At 69.7% G+C, this 22,734-nt stretch carries 20 protein-coding genes; 12 read left to right on the top strand and 8 right to left on the bottom strand.

Going from position 1 to position 22,734, the window contains the following annotated elements; translation table 11 throughout:
* Position 1 precedes the first annotated feature (1 nt).
* Positions 2 to 640 carry a hypothetical protein gene (locus ABZ855_RS01710; protein ID WP_360799289.1) on the bottom strand — a complete coding sequence of 213 codons (639 nt, stop codon included), beginning with the start codon at positions 638 to 640 and terminating at the stop codon, positions 2 to 4.
* A 337-nt stretch (positions 641 to 977) separates the two neighbouring features.
* Here ABZ855_RS01710 and ABZ855_RS01715 point away from each other — a divergent pair, with 337 nt between their 5' ends.
* On the top strand, positions 978 to 1,682 hold the full coding sequence (locus tag ABZ855_RS01715; protein WP_360799190.1) for an ANTAR domain-containing protein: 705 nt from the start codon (positions 978 to 980) through the stop codon (positions 1,680 to 1,682).
* A 229-nt stretch (positions 1,683 to 1,911) separates the two neighbouring features.
* Here the strand turns inward: ABZ855_RS01715 and ABZ855_RS01720 are convergent, their stop codons facing one another.
* Positions 1,912 to 2,910, bottom strand: a complete 999-nt coding sequence (locus ABZ855_RS01720; protein WP_360799192.1) for a hypothetical protein — start codon at positions 2,908 to 2,910, stop codon at positions 1,912 to 1,914.
* A gap of 165 nt (positions 2,911 to 3,075) precedes the next feature.
* Between ABZ855_RS01720 and ABZ855_RS01725 the strand changes: the two genes are divergently transcribed.
* Complete coding sequence (locus ABZ855_RS01725; RefSeq protein WP_360799195.1) at positions 3,076 to 4,071, top strand: nucleoside hydrolase; 996 nt, start codon at positions 3,076 to 3,078, stop codon at positions 4,069 to 4,071.
* A 72-nt stretch (positions 4,072 to 4,143) separates the two neighbouring features.
* On the opposite strand, the gene ABZ855_RS01730 is transcribed toward ABZ855_RS01725, so the two are convergent.
* Complete coding sequence (locus ABZ855_RS01730) at positions 4,144 to 5,109, bottom strand: LAETG motif-containing sortase-dependent surface protein (RefSeq protein ID WP_360799198.1); 966 nt, start codon at positions 5,107 to 5,109, stop codon at positions 4,144 to 4,146.
* A 331-nt stretch (positions 5,110 to 5,440) separates the two neighbouring features.
* Here ABZ855_RS01730 and ABZ855_RS01735 point away from each other — a divergent pair, with 331 nt between their 5' ends.
* Positions 5,441 to 7,129: a glycoside hydrolase family 13 protein gene (locus ABZ855_RS01735; RefSeq protein ID WP_360799201.1), complete on the top strand. Its 1,689-nt coding sequence runs from the start codon at positions 5,441 to 5,443 to the stop codon at positions 7,127 to 7,129.
* Positions 7,130 to 7,149: 20 nt separating this feature from the next.
* On the opposite strand, the gene ABZ855_RS01740 is transcribed toward ABZ855_RS01735, so the two are convergent.
* Both ABZ855_RS01740 and ABZ855_RS01745 read right to left on the bottom strand, forming a co-directional pair.
* A complete protein-coding gene (locus tag ABZ855_RS01740; protein ID WP_360799204.1) occupies positions 7,150 to 8,781 on the bottom strand; it encodes an IS200/IS605 family accessory protein TnpB-related protein in 1,632 nt (543 codons plus the stop codon).
* A gap of 191 nt (positions 8,782 to 8,972) precedes the next feature.
* On the bottom strand, positions 8,973 to 9,719 hold the full coding sequence (locus ABZ855_RS01745; RefSeq protein ID WP_319205960.1) for a DUF4142 domain-containing protein: 747 nt from the start codon (positions 9,717 to 9,719) through the stop codon (positions 8,973 to 8,975).
* A gap of 231 nt (positions 9,720 to 9,950) precedes the next feature.
* Here ABZ855_RS01745 and ABZ855_RS01750 point away from each other — a divergent pair, with 231 nt between their 5' ends.
* From ABZ855_RS01750 to ABZ855_RS01765, 4 genes are all read left to right on the top strand, one after another.
* Positions 9,951 to 11,162 carry a helix-turn-helix transcriptional regulator gene (locus ABZ855_RS01750; protein ID WP_360799292.1) on the top strand — a complete coding sequence of 404 codons (1,212 nt, stop codon included), beginning with the start codon at positions 9,951 to 9,953 and terminating at the stop codon, positions 11,160 to 11,162.
* A 104-nt stretch (positions 11,163 to 11,266) separates the two neighbouring features.
* Positions 11,267 to 11,806, top strand: coding sequence for a hypothetical protein (locus tag ABZ855_RS01755; protein ID WP_360799207.1), 540 nt, complete (start codon positions 11,267 to 11,269; stop codon positions 11,804 to 11,806).
* Between the two features lie 17 nt (positions 11,807 to 11,823).
* Positions 11,824 to 12,354, top strand: coding sequence for a hypothetical protein (locus tag ABZ855_RS01760; RefSeq protein ID WP_360799210.1), 531 nt, complete (start codon positions 11,824 to 11,826; stop codon positions 12,352 to 12,354).
* A 4-nt stretch (positions 12,355 to 12,358) separates the two neighbouring features.
* Positions 12,359 to 12,820 (top strand): hypothetical protein, encoded by a 462-nt coding sequence (locus ABZ855_RS01765; protein WP_360799213.1) that lies wholly within the window; start codon positions 12,359 to 12,361, stop codon positions 12,818 to 12,820.
* Between the two features lie 192 nt (positions 12,821 to 13,012).
* Here the strand turns inward: ABZ855_RS01765 and ABZ855_RS01770 are convergent, their stop codons facing one another.
* The 3 genes from ABZ855_RS01770 to ABZ855_RS01780 all read right to left on the bottom strand — a co-directional run bounded on the left by ABZ855_RS01770 (position 13,013) and on the right by ABZ855_RS01780 (position 18,474).
* The gene (locus ABZ855_RS01770; RefSeq protein WP_360799216.1) at positions 13,013 to 16,366 is read right to left on the bottom strand and encodes an NACHT domain-containing protein; all 3,354 of its coding nucleotides are present in this window, start codon (positions 16,364 to 16,366) and stop codon (positions 13,013 to 13,015) included.
* 260 nt (positions 16,367 to 16,626) lie between these two features.
* The gene (locus ABZ855_RS01775) at positions 16,627 to 17,379 is read right to left on the bottom strand and encodes an ABC transporter permease (protein WP_360799295.1); all 753 of its coding nucleotides are present in this window, start codon (positions 17,377 to 17,379) and stop codon (positions 16,627 to 16,629) included.
* A 183-nt stretch (positions 17,380 to 17,562) separates the two neighbouring features.
* Complete coding sequence (locus ABZ855_RS01780) at positions 17,563 to 18,474, bottom strand: ATP-binding cassette domain-containing protein (protein WP_360799219.1); 912 nt, start codon at positions 18,472 to 18,474, stop codon at positions 17,563 to 17,565.
* 175 nt (positions 18,475 to 18,649) lie between these two features.
* Between ABZ855_RS01780 and ABZ855_RS01785 the strand changes: the two genes are divergently transcribed.
* The 5 genes from ABZ855_RS01785 to ABZ855_RS01805 all read left to right on the top strand — a co-directional run bounded on the left by ABZ855_RS01785 (position 18,650) and on the right by ABZ855_RS01805 (position 22,572).
* The gene (locus tag ABZ855_RS01785) at positions 18,650 to 19,336 is read left to right on the top strand and encodes a TetR/AcrR family transcriptional regulator C-terminal domain-containing protein (RefSeq protein ID WP_360799222.1); all 687 of its coding nucleotides are present in this window, start codon (positions 18,650 to 18,652) and stop codon (positions 19,334 to 19,336) included.
* 120 nt (positions 19,337 to 19,456) lie between these two features.
* Positions 19,457 to 19,651 (top strand): hypothetical protein, encoded by a 195-nt coding sequence (locus ABZ855_RS01790; protein WP_360799225.1) that lies wholly within the window; start codon positions 19,457 to 19,459, stop codon positions 19,649 to 19,651.
* Positions 19,652 to 19,988: 337 nt separating this feature from the next.
* On the top strand, positions 19,989 to 20,192 hold the full coding sequence (locus ABZ855_RS01795; protein WP_006373337.1) for a cold-shock protein: 204 nt from the start codon (positions 19,989 to 19,991) through the stop codon (positions 20,190 to 20,192).
* Between the two features lie 310 nt (positions 20,193 to 20,502).
* Positions 20,503 to 22,164: a DEAD/DEAH box helicase gene (locus tag ABZ855_RS01800; protein ID WP_360799230.1), complete on the top strand. Its 1,662-nt coding sequence runs from the start codon at positions 20,503 to 20,505 to the stop codon at positions 22,162 to 22,164.
* 120 nt (positions 22,165 to 22,284) lie between these two features.
* Positions 22,285 to 22,572 (top strand): SCO5918 family protein, encoded by a 288-nt coding sequence (locus ABZ855_RS01805; RefSeq protein ID WP_360799233.1) that lies wholly within the window; start codon positions 22,285 to 22,287, stop codon positions 22,570 to 22,572.
* Positions 22,573 to 22,734: the final 162 nt, after the last annotated feature.

Here is a 22,734-nt window from a genome sequence, read left to right on the forward strand (position 1 = left end):
TTCAGGTCTTCTTCGTGCCGCTGCGGTACGTAGAGATGCCCAGGGCCAGCAGCCAGTAGCTGAGGATCGCGCCCACCGAGGCCGTCGTGCCCCAGCCGTTCGCCGCGTAGAAGTCGGCCGGGGTGTTGCCGAAGAACAGGGACGGCACGAAGGCCAGGTTGATGCCCGCCAGGACATAGGCCGAGCGGGACGTCCAGCGGGGGAGGAGGTTCGTGCGGGCGATCGTGCGGCCGGTCGCCGCCAGGAAGAGGGCGAGCAGGACGCGGCTGATCGAGCCGTAGAGGATGTACGTGCCGTTCACCTCGATCGTCGGGTCGATCGAGTGGTCGGTGGCGATCACCGCGCCCGCCTCCAGGCCCATGGAGACCAGGGTGATCGTCGCGTAGACGAGGCCCGTCGAGTAGGCGAGCGAGGCGGCCCACTCGTATGCCGGGTTCACCCGCCTCACCAGCTCCCGGAAGCTCGTCACGAAGACGATCAGGAAGGCGAGCGCGAAGATCCCGACCAGGAGGCGGGCCAGGACGTTCGCGTCCGGGGGCGGGCCCGAGTAGACGAAGTACAGGGGCACTTCGACGATCAGGGCGACCGCGGTGGCGATACCCGCGACGCCGGTCAGTCGGCGGATGGTCGTCTCGCTCATACCGGTCGTCTCGCTCATGGCGGTCGGGTGGGTGGAGTCGGTGGCGTTGTCCGGGGTGGTCGTGCGCTGCGTGTTCGTCGTTTCGTTGGTCATGTAAGGGATCGTGCCGGGCGCGGCGTTCTTCGTCCCTGGGCCTGAGTGGCCGATGTGGGGGTGGTGTCAGGTACACCCCACCCCTGCGCCCAACCCCTGCGCCTACCCCGCTGTGCCGGACGGAGAGTGACCAGTTAGTTGCTGTGTGTGCATGCGTGAACGGGGTGATCGGGGTACTCGGGACATCCGGAGAACGCGGAGAACGCGGAGAGCCCGGAGGCCTGAAAGGGGTCCTAGGGAGGCGATGACCGTGCGGTTCGGCGACCGGCCGGGCGACGAGCGGATGGTCGACGTGATCGCCGAGCGGGTGCGGGGCACCCGGCCCGGTGAGATTCCCGCGCGTCTCTGTGATGTCGCCGTCGAGCTGTTGCCGGTGATCGGCGCGAGCGTCTCGCTGCGCGCCCGCGGTGTGCCCGTCCGGCTGTCCTCGACCGACGACCGAGCCGCCCAACTCGCCGAGATCCAGGCGACCTTGGGGGACGGGCCCTGTCAGTCCGCCGGTGCCTCGGGCATTCCGGTCCTCGCGTCCGACCTGACGTCCGGCCTGGACGCGCGCCGCTGGCCCGTCTTCGCCCAGGAGGCGACGGCGGTGGGCATACGGGCGGTGTACGCGTTGCCGCTCGGCACCGACCGGGTGTGCGTGGGCACGCTGGACCTGTACCGCGAGACCGTCGGTCGGCTGACACCCGGCGAGCTGTACACCGCCGGATGCGTGGCGAGGGTCATGACGGTGTCGCTGACGGACCTGTCCAGGATGGCCGGGCTGGGGGGACTGGTCGCGGATCACGACGAGATCAACCAGGCCACCGGGATGATCATGGCCCAGCTCCGTGTCAGTGCGAACGAGGCCCTGGCCCGCCTGCGCGCCCACGCCTTCGCCCAGGGCCGCACGGTGCTGGCGGCGGCACGGGAGGTGGTGGGGCGCCGGAAGCGGTTGGACAGACCCTAGGGCCGGGGCGTGCTAGAATTGATCTTGAGCTGGTCGCCACAACTCGGGGCGCCTGGTTACGCGTTGGTGGTCCAAGGAAAGACGCCCCGCTTCCTGCGGGGAAATGCAGGTGCAAGGCCTGCCCGGCGCTCGATGGATAGATGCATGGGGCCCGTCCGTACGTCGGACGGGCCCCGTTCGTTTGCCACTTGCCACCTCCGGTGGGAGGTCGTCAGCGTCAGCGCCAGCGTCAGTACGTGTTCTCGTCCTGGTAGTCGTCCTGCCCCTGATCCTGTTCCTGGTCCTGTGCCTGCTCCCAGTCCTGCCCCTGCCCTTCCTGCTGCTGAGGTTGCTGGGGTCGCTGCGGCTGAGGCCGCGCCGGCACACGGGTCGGGCTCGGACTCGTCGTCGGGCTCTGGCTCGCGTCCCGTACCGGGGTCTGCGGCGGGGCCGCCGGATCCTCTCTGGTCTGCTTCAGGCGGTCGGCGCCCACCTCGAGCGCACGGACCGTGTAGTCGGTGCGGGGCTCCTTCAGACCGCCGTTGGTGAGGACGATCGCGTCGTCGCCGACCCGTACCGCGGCGAGGTCCAGGGTGAGCGTCGCCCGGGCGCCGTCCAGCTTGCCCCGCGTCGACAGCCGTAGACCCTGTCTGGCGTCCCCCGCCGCGGGCAGACCCACCTCCTTCACCCGCACCTCCTGTTTGGTGCCGCCCGGCCCGACCGCCGTGAACCGGGCGCACTTCTTCGGCATCGTCCTCAGCCAGGCCAGCCGCTTGTCCACGTCGGCGCGGTGGCCGGCGCTGACCTGGTAGTGGAGCTGGCCGCCCTGGTCGTAGTCGTCGAAACCGGCGGCGGCCCGGGCGCCGGACGGTTCGCCCAGCAGCTCCTCCGTGTACACGGCGTCGAGGAGGCGCCCGCAGTCGGCGTCGTCCGCCTTCGCCTTGAGCAGCGCGTCCCGCCAGAGCGCGGCGCCCTCGGTGGGGGCCCACGGCGCCCCGAGGTCGCCGCCGGTGAGGAGCGCGCCCCGGGCCTGGGCGTCGGTGAGGGCGGCCGGGGCGGCGGAGGCCTGCTGTGCGGCGGGCGCGGCCGATGCGGTGGGGGAGGCGGCGGACCCGTCCGGCCGGCGTTGCGAGGAGTTCCCGGTGTCGCCGTTCCCGCCGAGCGAGCACGCGGCCGTCGTCAGCAGGGTGACCGTCCCGAGGGCCGAGGCCAGCAGCCTTACCGCGCGGGGAGAGGGCCGACGGGTCATCAAGGGGTTCCTCCAGAGGTGCCGGTACGTCAGATCTCTCCTCGACGGCATCATCGGCCGCGCGATCCCACCAGCGGGCCGGGCCCGTACGGGTGAGCGGGGCCGGTGGTCGGGTGAGAGGGAGGGCGTGGGACTCTGTGCGGCCCCGGAAAAGGAGCCCTCACCGTGACGACCGCCAAGTCCACCGCCGGCGACCCGATCCCCGTGATCATCGACTGCGACACCGGCGTCGACGACGCCCTGGCCCTGCTGTTCGCCGTACGCCACCCGGGAATCGACCTCCGCGCGGTCACCTGTGTCGCCGGGAACACGGACGTCGACCAGGTCGTACGCAACACCCTCACCGTCCTCGACCAGGCCGGCGCCCCCGATCTGCCCGTCGCGCGCGGCGCCGAGCGACCGCTGATCGAACCCGCGCGGCCCGCCACCCATGTGCACGGCCGGGACGGCCTGGGCGACCTCGGCCTGCCCGAACCCACCACCCGCACGCCCGTCGACGTGGACGCGGTGACCCTGCTGCGCCGCGAGATACTCGGCTCGCCCCGCCCGGTCACCCTCATACCGATGGCGCCGCTCACCAACATCGCCCTGCTGCTGCGTACGCACCCCGAGGTGACCCGCAACATCGAGCGGATCGTCTTCATGGGCGGCGCGGTGGAGGTCGGGAACGCCACGCCCGTCGCCGAGTTCAACGTGTGGCACGACCCGGAGGCCGCCGCGGTCCTGCTCACCGCCGGCGTCCCGATCACGATGTACGGCCTGGACGTCTTCCGGCGCGTCATCGTGCCGGCGGCGGACGTACAGAGACTGCGGACGAGCGCGGAACCCGGCGCTCGGCTCGCCGGCGAGCTTCTCGCCCACCGCGATCCGGCCGTCACCGGAGACCCCACCCCCACCGGCGGGCTCGGCGACGCGGGCGCCGTCTGCGCGGTCGCCGACCCGGCGGGACTGACCACCAGCCTGCTGCCGGTCGAGGTCTCCCTCGCCCCCGGCCCGACCCGGGGCCAGACGATCGTCGACCGCCGACCGCGCCCCGGCGAGTCCGAGATCCACCACGGCGCACGGGCCCAGCCCCTGGTGGACGTGGCGTTGGACGTCGACGTGCAGCGGTATGTGCGGCTGTACCTCGGGGCGGTCGAGGAGCGGCGGCAGAGCGCCTGAAAACGACGTCCGCCCCGGTGACGCTCACAGGGAGCGCCACCGGGGCGGGGCCGACCTACATCTGTACGTGGATCACGAACCGGCGCGAGTGGCCTTGCGTCGCTTCGTCGCCACCACGATCGCCGCGCCGCCGATCAGCAGTGCGGCGGCGCCGCCCGCGATCGGGCCGGTGGCGCTGCCGCCGCCGGTCTCGGCCAGCGGAGGCTGGCTGCTGTCCGGGCTCACCGGCGTGGTCGGCGTGGCCGGCGGGGTGGACTCCGGGGTCGACTCGGAGGGCGTCGGCGTCGGGGTCGACGGCGTCTCGGAGGCGGGCGGGGTCGTCTCCGACACGGGCTCGGAGGGAGTCGGCGTACCCGGGGTCTCCTCGGCCGGCGGAGGCGGCGTCGCGGACGGGGTGCCCGGGGTCTCGCCGGCCGGCGGAGGCGTGGTCGCGCAGTCCTTCGTACCGCCGTTCCAGGCGGCGATCAGCTTGTCCTTGATGACCGGGCGGTCCGGGCCCTTGGGCACGTCACCGTGCTCGAAGCCGTCGTTGGCGTCGAGGTCCCCGTCGAACTTGACCTTGCCGCGGTAGAGGTCGATCTGCGCGAAGCAGCCCGCGTCCGGCACCGCGATGTCGAGCGAGTCGGTCTGGCCCTGCATGACCGTGACGGTGTCGAAGTCGACGAAGACCTGCTCGCCCGAGGTGGCGAAGGTGGCGCCGTGGGCGAGGTAGGAGGCGAGGGAGGCGGTGCAGGTGCTGGCGTCACCGGCGGTGCGGACCTGGATGTGCACCTTGCCGTCGGCAGTGACCTTGAGGTTCTGGTCGTCGACACGGACCGAGTCGAAGAAGTTCTTCCCGTCGAGGGAGAACTGGCAGCGGTCGGTCTCGGTCTTGGTGCCCGCGCCGGCGCCGGGCTTGTAGCCGCCGGTCTTGGAGCCCCAGCCGTCACCGCCGGGCCCGGTGGCCCAGGCACCCGAGGCGGAGGCCGCGCAGAGCGCGAGCGTGGCCACGCCCGTCCCCAGCAGGTGCAGTGCGGTGACACGACTCAGTATGGACATGCGGATCCCATCATTCGCGTGTGCGAGAACCCGGGTACGGCGGGAGGGCAGCGCGTTGCTGCCGGGCCGTGCCGGGGAGTTTGTCGAAGGAACGCCGGGCCCATCTGGTCATATGCGCCACAGCGTCCGGACATCGTGAATCGTGCGGGACCGGGGTGTCAACCTGGGGAAACGCAAAGGGGGTTCGCGGATCGACGCAATTCCCCCACAGGGGGAAGGGTGTGTTCCGGGGGCGCGTACGTTCACTTTCCCGGCCAAGTGGACAGAGCAACGTGGAACGACCACAGCGCCCGGCAGGACAACGCGGGCGACGACAGCCAGGAGACAACGAGTGCCCGAACCGACTCCGGACCTTTCCTCCCCGGACCCCGACTGGTGGCGTCAGGCGGTCTTCTACCAGGTGTATCCGCGCAGTTTCGCCGACGCCGACGGCGACGGACTGGGCGACCTCAAGGGCATCACCCAGCGCCTGACGCATCTGAGCACCCTGGGCGTGGACGCCCTGTGGCTCTCCCCCTTCTACCCCTCCGAGCTCGCCGACGGCGGCTACGACGTCGCCGACTACCGTGACGTCGATCCTCGCCTCGGCACCCTCGACGACTTCGACGCCATGGTCGCCGAGGCCCACCGCCTCGGCCTCAAGGTCATGGTCGACATCGTCCCCAACCACACCTCGCGCCGGCATGTGTGGTTCGAGGAGGCGCTGCGTTCGGCGCCCGGTTCCCCGGCCCGCGACCGCTACGTCTTCCGCGACGGACGCGGCGAGCACGGCGAACTCCCGCCCACGGACTGGCAGTCGGTGTTCGGCGGCAGTGCCTGGCAACGGCTCACCGGGGACCACGCGCTGGACGGCCAGTGGTACCTGCACCTCTTCACGCCCGAACAGCCCGACCTCAACTGGGCCAACGAGGAGGTCCGCGCCGACTTCCGCACCACGCTGCGCTTCTGGTCCGACCGGGGCGTGGACGGCTTCCGTATCGACGTCGCCCACGCCCTGGCGAAGGACCTCGACGTGCCGCTGCGCGACCTCGGCGCCCCGGAACTCAGCGGTGAACAGGGCCTCGCCGCCCTCCCGCCGGGCACCCACCCCTTCTTCGACCGCGACGAGGTCCACGAGATCTACCGAGACTGGCGCAAGATCCTCGACGCCTACACCCCGCCCCGGATGGCGGTCGCCGAGGCCTGGGTCCCGGGCGCCCGCCGCGCCCTGTACGCCCGCCCGGACGAACTCGGCCAGGCCTTCAACTTCGAGTACCTGCAGGCGGGTTGGGACGCTGATGAACTCCGCCAGGTCATCACCGACTCCCTCGCCACGGCCCGCTCGGCGGGCGCCTCGGCGACCTGGGTCCTCTCCAACCATGACGTCGTACGCCACACTTCCCGCCTGGCGCTCCCCCCGGGCACCGACCTGAACGCCTGGCTCCTGTCCGACGGCACCGCCCCGCCGGTCGACGAGGCGGCGGGCCTGCGCCGGGCCCGCGCGGCGACGCTCCTGATGCTGGCGCTGCCGGGTTCGTCGTACGTCTACCAGGGCGAGGAACTCGGCCTCCCCGAGGTGGCCGACCTGCCGGCCTCGGCCCTCCAGGACCCGATCTGGGAACAGACGGCCCACACCGGCAAGGGCCGCGACGGATGCCGGGTGCCCCTGCCGTGGACGACGAGCGGCCCGTCGTACGGCTTCGGCGCGGGCGGGGCCTGGCTGCCGCAGCCGGCCGCCTTCGCGTCGTACGCCGTCGACGCACAGGACGGGGCCGAGGGTTCGACCCTGGAGCTCTACCGCACGGCCCTCGCCCTGCGCCGCCGCCTGCTCGACGGCGAGGACCTGACCTGGGCGGCGGAATCCGCCCCGGGCGTCCTCGACCTCACGCGCAGCGACAGCTGGCGCTGCGTGACGAACCTGTCGGCCGCCCCCGTCGAACTGCCGCCAGGGAACGTCCTGTTGAGCAGCGCACCGCTGGACGCGGACGGCCGACTGGGCCCGGACACGACGGCCTGGCTCGAGAACCGTAAGGGCCTGTAGGCGGAGGGGACTCACCGTTCCTAGGGACTGAGCGGGAGTGAGTCCTGTTGCCAGGTCTCGTGCTCGGCCGAACGCCCCGGACGGTGTTGGGCGTTCTGGTTGCCCGCGTTCGTTCCGCGTCCGGGCGGCATGGATCGTGTCCGTGGTCCGGGGATGCGGGGGCGGGTTCCCTCACGCCCAGGAACATCCGTTCTGGCCTGGACGGTCCGATGCCCCGCACGATCACTCCGGTCGTGTGGGGGCGGTGCCGTCCGTCGCCGGATCGGGTATCCCTGGGCGCGCCTTCCGATCGCCACAGCAGCAGCATCATGGCGAGTCGTCTTACGAGTGGTACTGGTGAGGGGTTTTTGCCAGTGCTGCCCGCCCCACTTCGAGGTGTAGGCCGGATCGACAGCGATGATGGCGATGCCTGTTTGGTCGGCCATCGAGGCCAGCCGGGCGCGGAGTTTCCCGGTGGGCATTCCGGAGATCAGTTGGCGGAAGCGTTTGCGGCGGTCGTGCTTCTCCCGGGTCTTCTCGGCAGCGAAGTCCAGGTCCTCGACTGCGATGGCTTTGACGCCGCACGATTGTGCCCAGTGCAGGAGGCGGGTCAGGGCGTGACGGACCTGCGCGTCACGATGCTCGGCGGTACCGGTCAGGTCGTAGGAGAAGCGGCGCGGGGTGCCGGTGGGGTTGCCGTGGGTGTCCAGGTGCCAGGCGGCGAGGTGGTCTGCGTTCGTGTCGACGCCGATCACGCCGTGGGCGAGCGCCGCTTCGATCGGGATGCTCGGGGTGGGCGAGATCTGCCAGGACGCGGTCATGTACCAGCGTTCCCGGCCGGTATCGAGGTGGATGCGGTAGGCGATGGCCCGGTTGGCCACGACACGATCCGCCCACTCCTGCCCCCGGTGGGCGAACATGATCCGGCTGGCCAGGACGTACCGGCCGTGCGCGGCGTTGGCGAGATACGCGAGCGGCGCAGGGAGTTTGATGCCGACCTCGCCGTCAGGGCTGACGCGGATCGTCTCGTTGCCGTACCGCTTCCCGGACTCACCGTCCGCCTGACAGAACCAGCGCTCCGCCTCCCAATGCCCACGCCACCCCGACTCGGTCAGCTGGGCCGCCTCCAGGTGATGCCGGGTACGGGCCAGCCGTTTGCCGCCCCGCACGACGTGCACCACACCGGCCTCGCGGTCGGCCCGCGCGGCAGTCAGCCGGTCCTGGAGTACGCGCAGCCGCCGGGACTTCGCATGCCATTCCCGCCGGGACCGGTAACCCCCGGGCGCCCTCTTCGTCCCCTTCTGCCCGACTGGCAGCGCCAGCCGGGCTTCGATGGCGTGGATACCCGCTTCCAGGTTGTGGAGGTGCGCCAGCTGGCAGCGGCGGGCCAGCGCCCACTGATCATGCGTGGCCTTGGTGATCGACCCGGCCCACCGCGACGACGAGGCAGGTGTCAGTTCCCGCTTCCGCACAGCCCACGCCTCACCTGAATGCTCCAGGCCGTCCCGGCAGCGCGCCTTGAGATCCCGCGAAGCCAACGACCCCAGATGCGCGCCGACCAGTCGCAGCACCTTCTCATCGCTGGGTGTCAGTTGCTTGAGGCGGGTCCGGACGGCCACACCGGACGGACCCGACACGACGAACGGCGCCGCGATGCTCCTCAGCTCACCCACCCCGCCACTCCCACCCGAAGATCCCGTCACGGTGGGAAACGAGCACCACCCGGAAAGGTCACGCATTCGATGCAAGAACGTCAGTTCTCCCCTGAAATCGGCCCCACGAGCGAGACGAGCAACACGACCGAGACCAGCAGCACTCACTCCCGCTCACCAGAACGCCTTTGAACGCACTCCAGCGGCAGCAGCTACCCCGCCGTGGGAGCGGTCGGGGTCGGGGCCGGAGCGGCGCCGAAGACCGGCGGCGGCGGGGTGAGGACGACGGTCGGGGCGCCCGGTTGCGGGACGGGCGGGGTGACGTCGGAGGCGGGCAGCTTCGGCGGGGTCGTCTCCTGGAAGAGCACGGTGTCGAAGTTGACGAGTCCGGTCTTCTCCATGACCGTGATGTGGTCGAGGACGGTGGTGTTGGCCTGGTCGGCGAGGGCGCGGACCAGCGTGTTCTTGGTGGTCGACCGGATCTTGGCGACGGTGTTGAAGATCGAGCCGTGGGTGATGCGCAGGATGTTCGCGAAGTCGCTGTCGAACTGGTTGCCCCTGCTGTCCGCGGTGAGGGTAGAGATGAACCCCTGCTGCTGCGGACTGGGCAGGTTGGGAATGGTGATCCCGAGCCTGGGCGCGATGCTCCGCACGGTCGCGTCGAGCGCCGCGTGCCCGGCGACCAGATGCTGTCCGGCGGTGATGACGGCCGGAGAGGTGCCCTTCGCGATGGCCATCTGGCCGACCGGGTACTCCCAGAGCCCGGCTGCCCGCACCTTCACCACGAAGTCGCGGTCGGCCTCCGTCAACGGCCCGGCGGAGGTCTGCGCGACGATCCGGGTGGGCGAACTGGACACGTTCTGGACACCGAGCATGGCGGGATAGGCGAGCGCGGCCAGCGTCAGGCCCAGCGCGCCACCCACGAAGAGGGTGCCGGTCGAGCTCCGGGAGAAACGCACCTTGCCTCCTGATGCGACGGGGAGTCGTCGGGGAGGGATACGGATACGGGTGATGGCCGGAACCTTTCGTCTCCTTAAGGCCTCCGTAAAAGGTGCACCATGAACGCGGGTGTTGCGGGTGGGGTCGAACTGCCCTTGATTGCCGGCTGTTCCGTTCACCCAGGGTTCCTCGGCGGCAGGCCCTACCATCGAAGTGAAGCCACTGAGCCTGAGCTACCCACCGAGGTGATCGTGAGCAACTGGGCCGACCTTACGAACGGTAAGCGCATCAAGCACCTGCGGGGTTCCGATCTGACGCAGCAGGAGCTCGCCGACGCGGCGGGTGTCTCGCTGGCTCTGGTGCAGAAGGCCGAGCAGGATCGTGGAGAGCTGTCAGTGGGTTCGCTGCTCAAGCTGGCGAGCGCGCTCAAGACAGACGTCGCGGTGATCCTTGGTCAGCAGGCTCCGCGCCGAGGCATGAACCGGGACGATCGCGCGGCACTGCGCCACCTGTCAGACGCCGTACACGAGAGCGCGCTCGGCGAGTGGGACGGCATCGATGATCCGAGCACGCTCGACGAGTTGACCGAGGCACGCGACCTTGCATGGGCCGCGTACTGGGCCAGCGATACGGCGAAGGTGAGCAGTCTCGCCGCGAAGGTCCTCATGGAAGGGCAGGTTCGCTACGGCAGCGCCACAGGCGGTGAGCGCGCGCGCCTTGCGTTGGTCCTTGCGAGCACCTACCGGGTCGCGGCATCATGCGCGACCGGCTTCGGGCAGCGCGACCTCGCGTTGAGCGCGCTCACGTCCGCGAAACTCCTAGCCAATGAGGCCGGCGATCCGGTGATGTCGGCGCTGCTCGAATCCACGCTGTCCTGGATCTACCTGCGCGGTGCCAAGACGCCCCGGGCCGTGGCCGTGGCCGAGCGTGCGGCGATGGCGATCGAACCCTCGTTCAGCAGGGCGCCCCGCTCCGAACTGGTCGCGTACGGACGCCTGATGATCTCCGCAGCCGTCGCGGCATCGCGGAGCGAGGACGAGCGCGCGGCGGACGACTTCATCTCACAGGCGCACGCCGCTGCGGCCAGGCTCGGCCGCGAGGAGAAACTGTACGGAACCAGCTTTGGCCCAACAGCGACGAAAACAGAGGCGGTTGGGATCCATGTCGCGCTCAAGAACTACGGGCGGGCGCTCAAGCTGGCCAATCAGCCCGACATGCGGACGCTACCCAAGAGCATGTCGAAGGTGGCCCGCAACCGCTACAAACTCGACGTAGCCCTCGCCCAATGTGCGACCGGCCTGCACGATCAGGCCGGGGACACACTGATCGAGGTCGGTCTCGATGCTCCCGAGTGGGTCAAGCATCAGGCATTGCCCGGAGTCATCGGCAAGCGCCTCGCGAAGGTGTCCACGGCGCGCGTGCGAAACATCAGCGAGCTGATCGGCGTCCCCCTCATCGCGTAAGTCTTTACAACTCATACGGAGCGTACGAGTTGGTGGCCTACAACCTTGCCGAGTCGTACGCTTCGTCACTTCACTATGTGTGACTGCTCCGACACGATTGATGAATGGTCAGTAGCGAGAGCGGGGAGCGGCAGGGGCCGACCACGGCCCGTCGAACCGAGGGGGACCTGGCACGGCGCCGGGCACTGGCGGACGCGGCGTCGGGCGTCCTTCCGGGCGAGGCCGAGGTGGCGGCCGGGACCGCGCGGATACAGCGCTTCCGCTGTGTGATCTATCTGTGCGGTGCCCCCAACGCCGACATCGGAGCGCCCCGTAAGGAGTGCACCGAATACGCAGAAGCGTTCGGGTGGGAGATCACGGGCGTGATCGAGGACCGCGCGGGACTGTTGCCACCCGACGGCCGCGAGGGGTTGGTACGGGCCATCGACAGCGTCAAGGGCGGTGAGGCCGGCGCGGTGCTCACGGCTTGGCGCTCGATGATCTCGCCGGTACCGCAGGAGTACGACCAGATCGCGGGCGAGATCGAGAAGGCGGGCGGTTTCCTCCACGTCAAGGACTCGGACCGGGCGATGCCGCCGGGTTCCGGGCAGATCGAGCCCACGGAGCCGAAGGCCGCGGACAACTGCGCCGGACAGACCCGGTGAACGCGCCGGGTGATGGTATGAGCCGTCCGCCTGTCCCCGCTCCGGGGTGTGCGACATGTACGGATCTCGCCGGGCGGCGTGAGGCGGCGCGGGCGCGGTTCGACCACAGCGCGGAGACCGACGCCAACGTCTTGATGCGTCAGCACCAGGGAAGGGAACACCTGGAGACACTGCGAAAGACCCGCCGGGTATTCCGGTACGTGCCGTTCACGATCGTGCAGGACGCCACCGCGGAGCCGGAGTACGCGACCCGGTGCGTCTCGGGGGACGAGTCCGAGTGCGGTGCCGAGTCGGGTGCGCGGAGCCACCCTGCGGACGTAGAGGAGTGGCAGCGCAAGCACACGCAGGACACCCGGCACACCCGCTACCGCCGGACGTTCGCGGACTATGCGGTGATGGAGCCCCCGGACGGGATCGCGGCCGGCCTACCGACCGGGCCCGACCTGGCGTTGGCCTCCAACAGGCGGCAGGGCCTTACCACGCCACAAGGAACCCCCCGAGACGGCGCGCACTTCCGGATGCGTGGCCATCAACCCCAGGAGGCATGACGACATGCACGACCGTCTCGCGGCTGTGCTGAACCGGGCCCTGTGTCCGCCGGCGCTGCTGTTTCTCTGCCTGCTCCTGCCCGCCACCGGCAGACGGCGCAAGGCCTCGGCAGCGCCGTTGACGGCGATTCGCATCAGCGAGGCCAAGGAAGGAACAGAGCGGCGTGCGCACCGAGTTGTCCAGGGTCCCATTCCACGCCGGTCCCCGTACAGCACCGACCTCGGACCTCTCGACGGTGCCTCCTCCCCCCTGTCACGCCCGTACCTGCCCGCTCTCGCGGAGCAAGCCCCGGCGGAAATGGCCGCAGTGGCGCCCCGCTCGACCCGGGTACGGCCGTACTGGACGGCCCGCGAGAGGGCGGCGCAGTTGCGACGGCGTACCGCCCTCATGTTGCGCGCGGACTTGCGTAGCAGCCTCGACACCCGAGACATCCACGCCGGTTTGGCAAGGGTGAGGTTCGGGTGACCGAGACGACGACCACCCACTGATGTGGGGCGGTATGTACGTGCCTGCCTCTCTGCCGTACCGGGCGCCGATCTTCAGCGATTCGTCGTCGTGGCAGGTCGGGCATGCTGGGGACCGCCAGGGCGCACGCGGTGCTACCAGTACCTGATCCCGCTGATCACCTGCTCTGCCGACGACGTGAATGACCACCAGCTAGGGCAAGGTGCGGACAAGGAGGAGGATCTGGTTGGGGCGGGAGCCGTTTGAGGAGGTGTCCAGAGCGGCCAGGCTTTGCCAGACCATGTACATGTCGCCGTTTCTGTCGTAGCCGCGCTGGCGCCAACGTGGCTGCTCCTCCAGGTCGATCATCGCGGCGATGAGGGCCGTGCGGGTGGCAGAGAGCGCTCGCGCGTCGCAGGGGATAGTTCGGTCGCGTATCTCCGCGAGCAGTTCCGTGGCGACCTCCACCAGCCACCGTGCTCCATGCGCCGGAAACCAGGCGACTGTTGACCGGAGGAAGTCGTAGTGAAGGCGTAGTGCGCGTGTCGGATCCTCTGGTGGCCGTGGAATGGAATGGCTTGCAGCCAGCCTTCCTTCAGTTGCTTGCGCCACCAAGAGGTCGTCCAGGACGGAGAGTTTGGGGGGCTCCGCGTCGTTGGCGGCGGATAGCGGCCAGTCGGACAACTGGTGGCTGAACAGGGAGTGGAAGGCCTTGACGGAGAGCGTCAACACCTGGGCGCGGGTGTCGCGGGTGAGGCTGAGAGCGAGGTCGAGGGCGAGAGTGAGATCGCGGACGAAAGGGTGGGGCAGGGAGATCGAGAGGGCGTCGTCAAGGGCGCGGACGAGGCCGGGGATGGGGGCGAAGACTTCGGTGGCGTCGAAGGCGAGGTCGAGGGTACGGATCAGGGCTTCGTCGAGGCCCTGGGCGTGTTCGAGGGCGCGGTCGAGGTCGAGGTCGTAGAAATGTCGGACCGCTCGGCTGAGGGTGGGAGCGATGCCGAGATTCCGGGCGAGGTTGTGAACGCGGTCGAGGCTGACGTTGGGATCGAGGATTTCGGTGGCTTGGGCGACGACGACCGAGCGGGCGTGTTCGAGGGCGCGGGCCAGAACGGGGTCGACATTGAGAGAGAGCTCTTGGACAGGAACGGTGTCGACGGCGCGAGTGAAGGCGTGGGCGAGGTCAAATGCTCGCAGGAAAGGGAGTGCGAGTTCGCGGTTGTCGGTGAAGGCCTCGGCACACAAACGGACGTGATCAATGGCGATCGCCATGGCCAAGATGAGAGGGAGTTTCAGTGCAGACAGGGCAGGGGCCCTGCGGAGCGCTGAAGCGTGTGTGAGCGCGGTGGTAAAAACCCTGATCCAGGCCTTCACTTGGGCGCGCTGTGGCTCCTGCGTGGCCATGAACCGCAAATAGCGGGTGATCTGTTCCCGGTCGGCGGCGACGATGGAACTGACCTGCTCGGCTGGGTAGATGTAGGGCCAGTCGACTCCCTGTGGCTGATGAAGGACCGTCTCGGTGCCGTCATGAGCCCAGATGGTGTGGCGGGTGAGGTCAGCGGGCAGGGCGGCGGGGTCACCGAGCTCCGCTGGGGTCGGCAGCCGGTAGGCCGTCTCGCTGTCTCCGGTGAGTGTGTTGATCCAGTCGACGAAGCGTTCGGCGTCACCGGCCTGCATGCCTACCGCCACGCCGCTGTCGCCCCCTGACGAGTCCAGGAGGACGGGATGATGACGGCCCGCCGCTTCCTCCTCGTTGACGAACGCCATGTACAGGGCATAAGGGACAGGCTGCGCGCACAACGCGGTCGTGTCGTCGATCCGGATGGTCTCGCGCAGGGCCCGCGTGGCCAGGATCCCGGCCACGAGGCGTGCGCGGGCAGCATCGCGAGGTTGGCCGGGGGCGGCCGGGGCGAGCAAGGCTTCCAGCTGGGCCCGAGTGTCTGGGTCGACGGTTCTTGCCTCGTCGGCACAGTCGAAGGCCAGGGCCAGGGCGGGGACCGTGCCGCTGTTGAGGCAGGCGGTGATGACGGGCGTGGCGTCGTTGCCGGCGGACCAGAGCAGGACCGTCTCGCGCCACCATGGGTCGTCGACGTTCGCCGTCAGTACGGTGGTGTCGGCGTGCGGGGCGCTGAGCTGGGCGGCGGCCAGGTACTCCTGCAGCGTGAGGTGGGCGAAGCCGTACACATCATGTTCGCGTTCGACCAGCAGGCCGCTCTTTCGGGCCTCCCCCAGGAACACCTCGGCGGACACCTGTCCCGGGACCTGCCGAAGGGCCAGCCGGATCGCCCTTGCGGCGTCACGCACCGGCCAGTCACGGACCCTGGCCTTCATCATGGCCAGGGCCAGGTGCTGGGCGACGTGTTGCTTGTGCGGGCCGGCAAGGCCCGTGGCGTCGGTCAGACCTCGGGCCTCGGCGCGGCGGTGGAGCAGTACGTCGCACATCTCGGCGTACAACCCGGCGCGACTGCCCGGCAGTTGTCCTCGATAGCGGTGCACGTTCGCCGTCATAGTCAATAGCAAAGGGTTCGCCGCCAGGTCGTACAGGGCTGGTTGTCTGCGCAGGCGGGCCAGGAGGTCCGTGGCGGTCCTGATAGCGGCGGCTCGTACCTCGTGACCGGTAGCCCCCCGGGCGCGGCTCTCCGTCGCGTACGACCACTGGCGCAGGAAGCGCTCGATCTGTTGCCAGGTGAAGCGGCGTACCTGGAGAACCTCCGCGCCCGGCAGGGGATTCGACTCGTAGCCGTGGGGCCGGGACGTCACCACATACGTGTTGTGCGGATGCCGCTGGATCTGACGAGCGACCCAGGCCACCACCCCGCCTCGTTCCACCGGGTCGGCGACCTCGTCCAGCCCGTCCAGCAGGACCACGCAGCCGCCGCGGTCGAGGCGGCGGGCCAGCCAGCGTGCCGAGACCTTGCCGTCCAGCCAACCTGCCGAGACCGCCACCGTTTCCAACGTCGGGGATTCGGTTGCCAGGAGGGCACTGGCGTGGTCACGGAGGTAAAGCAGTACTGGCAGGCGTCTCTTCCACGGGCGCCAGCGGCGTGCGCACAACTCCAGAGCCGTGTTGCGGGCCAGCGTCGTCTTGCCGGAGCCCGGACCGCCGATGACCACCAGGACCCGGGACGCATCCTCGCGTTCGGCATCCCGGAGCACCGATGCCAGGCTTCTGCGTTCTCCGCCGCCCACGGATCCGAGGTACGGCTCCCTGGCCGCCGCGTGCAATACCTGTGGTACGACGCTGACATCGACGTATACCTGACGCATCCGGAACACGAACTCGCTCTGTGTTGCGATGCCGACGGTCTCCATGTCCTGGACGCTCGCCCGCAGTTGCCGCAGATAAACCCGGCGACCGCCGTGTGCGGTACCGGTGTTCTCGCCCTCCGCGGGGGTAGAGGCGGTTCCTGACTCCGAGAAGACGAGGCTCAGTGCCGATACGCAGAGTGAGGCGTACAGCCAGGTCCAGCTGAGTCTGCCGTCGTTGAGGACCTGGTTCGTCGCCACGCCGACCGTGACCAACAGACCCGCCCCCGCCACGATGCGCAACGCACCGCGAACCCCCGCCATCCCGTACCCCCTGATTTCGTGTGTCGAACAGCCAGCCAAGCGTGTGAGAGCCCTTGCTGGAAGCACGGTTGACAGATTCGAGATCTTCCAGATCGGCCACTCAGCGCTCCTGACACGCACGGGCGACGGGCACGTACGGGTACAGCATGACGATCGATGCCGGCCGTCCAGCGCACGGCGGGACCAGCGCGTGCGCGCCAAGCGGCGGCGGGCCGGTCGAGGTGACCGGCCCGCCGCCGTCGCACTGCCGTTCATGACTGTTACCGCCGTACACCCCGCCGGAAGGCCGACCGCGCCCACAGGTACCCCGCCGCGCCCAGGCCGACGCACCAGGCCAGGGCGAGCCACGCGTCGTTGCCGATCTCCGTGCCGAGGAGCAGGCCGCGCAGGGTCTCGTTGATCGGGGTGAAGGGCTGGTACTCGGCGAACCAGCGCAGCGCCGTCGGCATCGAGTCGGGGGTGACGACCGCGCTGCCGAGGAAGGGCAGGAAGGTCAGCGGCGTCGGCGCGTTGCTCGCGGCCTCGACGGTCTTGGCGCGCAGGCCCATCGCGGCCGACAGCCAGCTGAGCCCGAAGGCGAGCAGCAGCATCAGCCCGAGCGCGGCGGCCCACTCGACGGGCGTCGCGTTCGGCCGGAAACCGACCGCCAGTGCGATACCGGTGATCAGCACCAGGATGATCAGTACCTGGACCATGTTGCCGAGCACATGCCCGGTGAGTACGGAGGACCGGGAGATGGACATCGTCCGGAAGCGGTTGACGATTCCCTCGGTCATGTCGCTGCACACGGACACCGCCACCGAGATGGTGCCCGAGGTGACCGCCATCAGGATGATTCCGGGGACCACGTAGTTGGTGTAGTCGCCCCGGCCGTCGGCGCCGATCCCGTCCCCGATCGCCCCGCCGAACACGTACACGAACAGCAGCAGCATCAGTACGGGCATCGCGACGATCCCGATGGTCATCGACGGATAGCGCCGCATGCGGGTGAGGTTGCGCCGCAGCATGGTCATCGAGTCCCGGAGGGCGTACGAGCGGACGGGGGCGGCGGCCTTGGCCCGAGGGCTCTGGGGGCGGGCCTGGTGCTGCGCGACGGTGCTCATGGCGAGGTTCTCCGTTTTCTGTACGCGGTTACGCGGTTACGTGGCTATGCGGTTACGTGGCTGTGCGGGCGCCGGTCAGGTGGTTCGGCTGCGTCAGGTGAGCGCGAGGAACACGTCGTCGAGGTCGGGTGTGTGCACGGTGAGGGCCTCGGCGTGGAGGCGGGAGGCGTCCAGCCGGTCGAGCACGGCACGCAGGCCGGGCAGCTCGCCGTCGCTGGGAATCCGCAGCGCGAGTTCGTCGGCCTCGCGGCTGCCCGTGCCGAACACCCGGGCGGCGGCGTCGAGTTGGTGCTCGTCGGCGAACCGGATCCGGATGTGGCCGCCCGGGACGCGGCGCTTCAGCTCCGCCGCCGTCCCCTCGGCGACGAGCCGCCCGCTGCTGAGCACGGCGATCCGGTCGGCGAGCTGGTCGGCCTCCTCCAGGTACTGCGTGGTGAGGAAGACCGTGACGCCCTCGTCGGTGACGAGGCCCCGGATGATCTCCCACATGGTGCGCCGGCTGCGCGGGTCGAGCCCGGTCGTCGGCTCGTCGAGGAAGATGATCCGCGGATCGCCGACCAGCGTCATCGCGAGGTCCAGCTTGCGCCGCATACCGCCGGAGAACGTGGCGGTCGGCCTGCGCGCGGCCTCGGTGAGGTCGAAGCGCTCGAGCAGCTCGGCCGCCCGCCTGCGCCCCTCTTTCCTCTCCAAGTGATGCAGGTCGGCCATGAGCAGCAGGTTCTCCTCGGCGTTCAGCAGCCCGTCGACGGCGGCGAACTGCCCGGTGACCCCGATGGCCCGCCGTACGTCGTCGGCCCGCGTCCCCAGGTCGTACCCGGCGACCAGCGCCTCGCCGCCGTCAGCGTCGATCAGCGTGGACAGGATCTGGACGGTGGTGGTCTTGCCGGCCCCGTTCGGCCCGAGCAGCGCGAACACCGACCCTTCGGCGATCTCCAGGTCGACCCCGTCGAGGACGACCTTCTCCCCGTACGACTTGCGCAGACCGGTTGCCGAGATGGCGGCCATGAGTCTCTCCTCTTCCCGTCGGCTGACTTTTACGCCGTGCAACTGCTTGGACTCGCACACCGTAAAAGAGAATTTGTACGGTGTGCAAGTGGGTCGTCGAAAAAAACTTTTACGGCGTGCAAGACGCAGCTGGTAGCCGTTGTACGGCGTGCAAGTGGCGGGCTAGGCTGCGGGCATGGCACGCGAGACCCTGACCCGAGAACAGATCGTGCGAGCCGCGATCGAACTGCTGGACGCCGAAGGCATCGAGGGCCTGAGCATGCGCAAGCTCGGCCAGCGGCTGGGCTCGGCGGCGACGGCCATGTACTGGCACGTCGGCAACAAGGAGAACCTCGTCGTCCTCGCGGCGGACGAGGCCTGGAGCGAGATCGCCGAGCCCGACCTGGCCGGGATCGGCTGGCGCGCGGCGGCCCGGCAACTGGTCCACGACACATACGCGCTCTCGCGCCGCCACCCGTGGCTGATCCCGGCAGTCGGCCAGTACTTCGTCTACGGCCACGGCATGGCACGCATGCAGGACCTGTCGTACGCCGTGTACGAGGCGGCCGGCTTCACCGGCTGGGACCTCGACTGGGCCGTCAACACTGCCTACACGTTCGTCTCGGGCGCGGCCCTGGACGACGCGACCACGGCGGCGATGGAACGGGCCCGGATCCGGCCGGGACGCGGAGCGGAGGGGGAGACGGAGGAGGACGTCGTCGCCTGGGCGACGGGCATCGCCTCGCAGTACCCGCGGCTGAGGGCCCGCCTGGAGGCGCAGGCCGGGGGTGATCCGGCGGCGCTGACCCGGGAGAAGTTCGAGTTCGGGGTGGAGGCGATCCTGGACGGCCTGGAGGCACGGCTCGGGCACCGGATGTCATGAACTTGATGTCATGAACTGACAGGATGACGCGCGAGCAGGAGCAACAAGAGCAACGAGAGCGGCAAGAGCCACAAGAGCAACGAGAGCGGCAAGAGCCACAAGAGCAAAGGGGGGAAGGGCGTGGAGATACTCGTCCTGGTCGGCATTCTCGTGCTGGTCGTCGGAGGGTGCGTCTGTGTCGTGTGGGCGTCGCGGGGCGGACCGCTCTGGGTGCGCGGGGTGGCCCGGCTGACGCTGGCGGCGGGCGAGGCGGTACGCAAGTCGTCCCGTTCCGGCGGCCGTTCGGACAGCCAGGACTCCTCGGGCGACGACTAGGCCGTCCCGGGTGTTTGCCGTTGGACATCCCGTGGGTTTCCCCGAAGATCGGGACGCTACGGTGGGGGTCCGGTCGAGTGAACCGGCGGGCGCCGTTACGCTTGGCTCCCGCGCGGACGCCCCGAGGGTCGTGGGACCCCGGTGAGCTGCGGAAACTATTCCCGCCCGACGTGTGACATTGCTGCACGTCCCCGTGGGCGGGTTCTGTGCTAGCGTGGTTTTCAGTTGCAGTTGTGGTTCCCAAAGATTTCCGGTGTGAATTCCGGCGGGGCAATCATTGCGGCGACGCGGGGTCCGCACGGTGCGGGCCCCCGAGCATGCCCCAAGGAGATTTGACATGGCCACCGGTACCGTGAAGTGGTTCAACGCGGAAAAGGGCTTCGGCTTCATCGAGCAGGACGGCGGCGGCGCCGACGTCTTCGCCCACTACTCGAACATCGCCACCCAGGGCTTCCGTGAGCTCCACGAGGGCCAGAAGGTGACGTTCGACGTCACGCAGGGCCAGAAGGGCCCGCAGGCGGAGAACATCCTCCCCGCCTGATCCGCGTGAACCTGGCGATCCACTAGTGGGTCGACAACACACGTGATTGTGGCCGGGGCCCGCACCTAGGGGTGTGGGCCCCGGCTCACGGTTTTTTCGGGACGGTTCAGTACCGGAGCGGTTCAGTACCGGACACCGGTCGCCGTCCCTGATTCTTGGGGTCACCCCCTCTTCGGGTCATCCCCTCTCACCGCTCGTTTCCTTCCGGCCCGTCCCCACGGCCTCCTTGTCCTGTGTGCCGCCTCTGTCGCGGCGGACGCTGAGCGCTGCCGTGCACTGTGTCGACGTGCCGCATTGAGGAAGGTTCTGCATGAACCGGTCGTTCACCGACCTGGGCCTGCCGCCCTCGCTGCTGGCCTCCCTCACCGCCGAGGGCATCACCGTCCCCTTCCCGATCCAGGCGGCCACGCTGCCGGACACCCTCGCGGGCCACGACGTCATGGGCCGCGGCCAGACCGGCTCGGGCAAGACCCTGGCCTTCGGCCTGGCCATGCTGGCCCGCATCGCCGGACAGCGCGCCGAAGCGGGACGCCCGCTGGCCCTGGTCCTCGTACCGACCCGTGAGCTCGCCCAGCAGGTCGTCGACGCGCTCACCCCGCACGCCCGCGCCATGAACCTGCGGATGACGACGATCGTCGGCGGGCTGCCCATCGCGCGGCAGGCCCGTGCGCTGGGCGCCGGCACCGAGGTCGTCATCGCGACGCCCGGCCGGCTCCGCGACCTCGTCGACCGCGGTGACTGCCGCCTCGACCGGGTCACCGTCACCGTCCTCGACGAAGCCGACCAGATGGTCGACATGGGCTTCCTGCCGCAGGTCACCTATCTGCTCGACCAGGTGCCGCGCCGGGGCCAGCGCATGCTGTTCTCCGCCACGCTCGACGCGGACGTCGGCCGGCTCGCCCGCCGCTATCTGCACCAGCCCCTGGTGCACGAGACCGACCCGCACGCCGGTGCCGTCACGACGATGGAGCACCACGTCCTCTACGTCGACGACGTCGACAAGAAGACGGTCGCCACCGAGATCGCCGCGCGCGACGGGCGCGTGCTCATGTTCATGGACACCCGGCGCAGCGTCGACCGTCTCACCAAGCACCTGCTGAAGAGCGGCGTCCGCGCGGCAGCCCTGCACGGCGGCCGTTCCCAGCCCCAACGCACGCGCACACTCGCCCAGTTCAAGACCGGCGAGGTCACCGTGCTGGTCGCCTCCGACGTCGCCGCCCGTGGCATCCACATCGACGACCTCGACCTGGTCGTCAACGTGGACCCGCCCGGCGGCGCCAAGGAGTACCTCCACCGCGGCGGCCGTACGGCACGTGCGGGGGCCTCCGGCAGTGTGGTCACGCTGGTGCTGCCCGAGCAGCGGCGCGAGATGCGCAGTCTGACCCGGGCAGCGGGCGTCGACCCGAACACGGCCAAGGTGTCCCCCGGGGCCGCCGAACTGACCCGAATCACCGGGGCGCGTACTCCGTCCGGCATACCGGTGGTCATCCCGGTGCCGGCGCCGACTCCGCCGGCCGCGACCAAGACCGAGGGTTCGCGGGGGCGGTCCAGGTCCTCGCGAGGGCGAGCCGGGTCGGGATCGGCATCGGGATCAGGAGCGGGATCGCGGTCAGGAGCGGGATCGCGGTCAGGGGCGGGGTCGCGGGCAGGATCGGGGTCCGCTTCCGGTTCCTCGTCCGCTTCCCGTTCTGGTTCCGCTTCCGGTTCCGGTTCCGGTTCTGGTTCCGGGGGTGGGGCGCGTTCCCGGCGGGGGGCCGTCGAAGGCGGTACGGCTGCCGCGCGTACGCCGGGTGGCGGGGGCAACGCCAAGAAGGCGTCCCGTCCGACCGGGGGTGGCGCCAAGCCGCCGCGGGTGTCGGGCGGCAATCCGTCCCCCCGTACGGAGCAGGACTCCGCCGGCGAGCCACGCGGCCGTCGGCGCCGGGCGCCCCGGAACAGGCGCCCGGGTTCCGACGCACGTCAAGCCGGCTGAGCCCCACTGCGGCTTCAGCCCCAGCGCCACTCGTCCCAGCGCCACTCGTCCCGGTTCCACCTCGGCCGGCCGGTTTCAGGCCGGCCGGTGTCCGACCCTTCTATGACCTGCGGAGGCACCATGCGTTGTGTGATCGCCCGATTCCCGTTCGACCTGATCATGAGCGAGGTCACGCACAAGATGGACGGGGTCGCCCCGGAGCCCATCACCAGTGCGGCGGTCGTTATCGGTGGCGTGGACTACCCCGTGAAGCAGGTGGGGGCGGTCATTACGCGTCTTGATCGGCGGGACTTCACCGAGAAGGAGATGATCGCTGCGCTTACTCGGTTGGGGTTCACTTGTCGGGCTGCGGCGGCTGTGGCTCCGGTGCGGCCGGCGGTTATTGATCCTTGGGCCGATATGCAGTAGCGATCCTCTGGGTGCGGTGTTGGGTGCGCGTGCGTTGTGGCTTGTCGCGCAGTTCCCCGCGCCCCTAAGAGGTCCTAACAGAAGTTGTTGATCATGTGACTGTCGGCGTGGTTCCTCGTTGGTCTTGCCGTGGGGAAAAGGGAGTCGCGGCCGTGGATCGTC

Source organism: Streptomyces sp. NPDC047042 (genome assembly GCF_040644035.1).
Lineage (GTDB): Bacteria > Actinomycetota > Actinomycetes > Streptomycetales > Streptomycetaceae > Streptomyces.